At 71.2% G+C, this 3,173-nt stretch carries 3 protein-coding genes; 2 read left to right on the top strand and 1 reads right to left on the bottom strand.

Translation table 11 applies throughout. From position 1 onward, the window contains the following. The coding region (gene purM, locus FV228_RS24745) for a phosphoribosylformylglycinamidine cyclo-ligase (protein WP_147856979.1) at positions 1–992 on the bottom strand (992 nt) is incomplete at its 3' end. A 143-nt stretch (positions 993–1,135) separates the two neighbouring features. Between purM and FV228_RS24740 the strand changes: the two genes are divergently transcribed. Together FV228_RS24740 and FV228_RS24735 are read left to right on the top strand one after the other, a co-directional pair. After that, a complete protein-coding gene (locus FV228_RS24740) occupies positions 1,136–2,266 on the top strand; it encodes an AI-2E family transporter (RefSeq protein ID WP_147856978.1) in 1,131 nt (376 codons plus the stop codon). A gap of 20 nt (positions 2,267–2,286) precedes the next feature. Beyond that, positions 2,287–2,997 (top strand): DnaA/Hda family protein, encoded by a 711-nt coding sequence (locus FV228_RS24735; protein ID WP_147856977.1) that lies wholly within the window; start codon positions 2,287–2,289, stop codon positions 2,995–2,997. Positions 2,998–3,173: the final 176 nt, after the last annotated feature.

Genomic DNA, 3,173 nt, shown 5'->3' with positions numbered 1-3,173 from the left:
TCGCCGGCCCGGGTCAGGGCCTCGTCGACGTCGTCGACCGCGTCGGCGGCGGCGATCACCACCATGCCGATGCCGCAGTTGAAGGTCCGCAGCATCTCCGCCTCGGCGACGCCGCCCTCGCGGGCGAGCCAGCCGAACACCGCAGGCGGGGTGATGGCGTCGAGGTCGATGGCGATGCCGACATCGTCCGGCAGCACCCGGGGCAGGTTGTCGGGGAAGCCGCCGCCGGTGATGTGGGCCAGCGCCCGGATGCCGTCGGTCGCCTCCAGGGCGGCGAGCAGGGGCTTCACGTAGATCCGGGTGGGCTCCAGCAGGGCGTCGCCGAGGCTCCTCGACGGATCGAACGGGGCCGGCGCATCCCAGCCGAGGCCGGTCTTGGCGACGATCCGGCGGACCAGCGAAAACCCGTTGGAATGGACCCCGGAGGAGGGCAGGCCGAGCACCACGTCGCCGGGCCGGATGCCGGGCTTCGGCAGCAGCGTGCCGCGCTCGGCGGCGCCGACCGAGAAGCCGGCGAGGTCGTAGTCCGAGCCGTCGTAGAGGCCCGGCATCTCGGCGGTCTCGCCGCCGATCAGCGCGCAGCCGGCCTGCCGGCAGCCCTCGGCGATGCCGCGCACGATGTCGGCGCCGACGCCGGGCACCAGCTCGCCCGTCGCGTAGTAGTCCAGGAAGAACAGCGGCTCGGCGCCCTGGACCACGAGGTCGTTGACGCACATCGCCACCAGGTCGATGCCGATCGTGTCGTGGCGCCCGGTCTCGATTGCGATCTTGACCTTGGTGCCGACGCCGTCGTTGGCCGCCACCAGGATCGGGTCGCGGAACCCCGCGGCCTTCAGATCGAACAGGCCGCCGAAGCCGCCGATCTCGGCATCCGCCCCCGGCCGCCGCGTCGAGCGCACCAGCGGCTTGATCGTCTCCACCATGGCGTTGCCGGCGTCGATATCGACGCCCGCCTCCGCGTAGGTCAGTCCCTGTCCATCCTTGGCGGTCATGCCAGCGTCGTCCCGGTCATCATCGGGTCCGCTCTAGCGGCTTCCAGCGCGCCGCGCGAGTCGGCTGGCGCGCCTTGATCGAGGCGGGCCCGATCTCCACTCTGCGACGGGGCGTGCTATGCGGCCCGTGGGGGGACGACAACATGCGCGCACGGGCTGTCATCGGGCTGGGGGCCCTCGTCGCCCTCGGCCTCCTGGTCTACCTGCTGCGCGAGGTGATGCTGCCGTTCGTGGCCGGCATCGCGCTGGCGTACCTGCTCGATCCGCTGGCCGACCGCCTCGAGCGCCTGGGCCTCGGCCGCCTCGCCGCGAGCCTGCTGATCCTGGCGCTGTTCGTCGTGGCGCTGATCGTGTCGCTGCTGATCCTGATCCCGCTGACGGCCAACCAGGTCGCGGGCCTGGTGAACGCGCTGCCCGCGATGGTCTCGCGGCTCCAGGGGATCATCGCCGAGCGCGCCGGGCCGCTGCTGGAGCGCGTCGGCGGCGACAACGTGCTGACCGAGCTGCAATCCTCCGTGGGCACGCTGGCGAGCCAGGGCGGCGCGTGGCTTCTCGCGTTCCTCAAGTCGATCTGGTCCGGCAGCCAGGCGCTGATCTCGATCGCGTCGCTGCTGGTGGTGACCCCGGTCGTGGCCTTCTACATCCTGGTCGACTGGGATCGGATGATGGCGGCCCTGGACAACTGGGTGCCGCCCCGGCACCGGGCGACGGTGCGCGACCTCGCCCGTCAGATCGACGGCGCGATCACCGGTTTCGTGCGCGGTCAGACCCTGGTCTGCCTGATCCTCGGCAGCTTCTACGCCGTCGGCCTCTGGCTGGTCGGGCTCAATTTCGGGGTCCTGATCGGGCTGATCGCCGGCCTCCTGACGTTCATCCCGTATGTCGGGACGCTTACCGGCTTCATGCTCTCGGTCGGCGTCGCGCTGGTGCAGTTCTGGCCGTCCTCGGACTGGCTGCACCTCGGGCTGACGGTGGGGGTGTTCCTGATCGGCCAGTTCCTCGAAGGCAACGTGATCGCGCCCAAGCTGGTCGGCGAGTCCACTGGCCTGCACCCGGTCTGGCTGATGTTCGCGCTGCTCGCCTTCGGAACCCTGTTCGGCTTCGTCGGCCTGCTGCTCGCGGTGCCGGTGGCGGCCTCGCTCGGCGTGCTCGTGCGCTTCGCCCTGAAGCGCTACCTCCAGAGCCGCCTCTATCATGCCGAGCAACCGGTGCTGATCGACCTGAACGACGAGGCCGGCCGGACCTTGACCGCCACCTCGACGCGGTCATCCTGAGCGATCGATCTGGGCACCCCATGCGCGAAAACGCACCACCCCGGCAACTGGCCTTCGACCTGCCGCTCGATCCCCGCTACGGCCGCGAGGACTTTCTGGTCGGGCCGGCCAACGAGGCGGCCTACGCCCTGGTCGAGGCCTGGCCGGACTGGCCCGACAGCGTGCTGGTGCTGACCGGCCCCTCGGGCAGCGGCAAGAGCCACCTCGCGGCGATCTGGGCCGAGCGCGCCCATGCCTGGACGGCCGCCGCCTCCGAGATCGGGGCGGACGCGGTCCAGCACCTCGTCTCGAACGGCGCGCTGGTCATCGAGGATATCGACCGCGCGGAGGGGCGGGACGAGGCGGCCCTGTTCCATCTGCTCAACCGCGCCCGCGAGCGGGCCTGCCCGGTCCTGCTGACGAGCGCCTCCGGCATCGACGCCCTGGGCCTCGCGACGCCGGACTTGCGCTCCCGGCTGCGCCTGGCGCCCAGCATCGCCATCGAGGCACCGGACGACGCGCTGCTGCGCGCCGTCCTGGTCAAGCTGTTCGTCGACCGGCAATTGGTGGTGGATCTCAGCGTGATCGAGGCGCTGGCGCTGCGGATCGACCGCTCCCTGGGACGGGCGCGGGATCTCGTCGCCGAACTCGACCGAGACGCGCTCGGACGCGGACGGCGGATCAGCCGCCCCCTGGCGCTGGCCGTGCTACGCCGCATGGGCTTCGACGACGAGGTCGATCCGGAGGCGTAGAAGCGGAAACCCGTGGCCGTCACGAAAGCGTCGTGAAAGCTACGGGTGTAGAATGGTAGACGCGCCGGCATCGGCAAGGACAGGAATCGGAATGGAATCGACGCAGAAGCCCATGGACCGCGACGCCGCCGACGAGGCCGCGGAGCCCCGTCGGCCCGACGCGACCGATCCGGCCC

The sequence above is a fragment of the Methylobacterium sp. WL18 genome (genome assembly GCF_008040015.1).
Classification (GTDB): domain Bacteria; phylum Pseudomonadota; class Alphaproteobacteria; order Rhizobiales; family Beijerinckiaceae; genus Methylobacterium; species Methylobacterium mesophilicum.
This window is presented reverse-complemented; position numbering and strand designations above follow the sequence as displayed.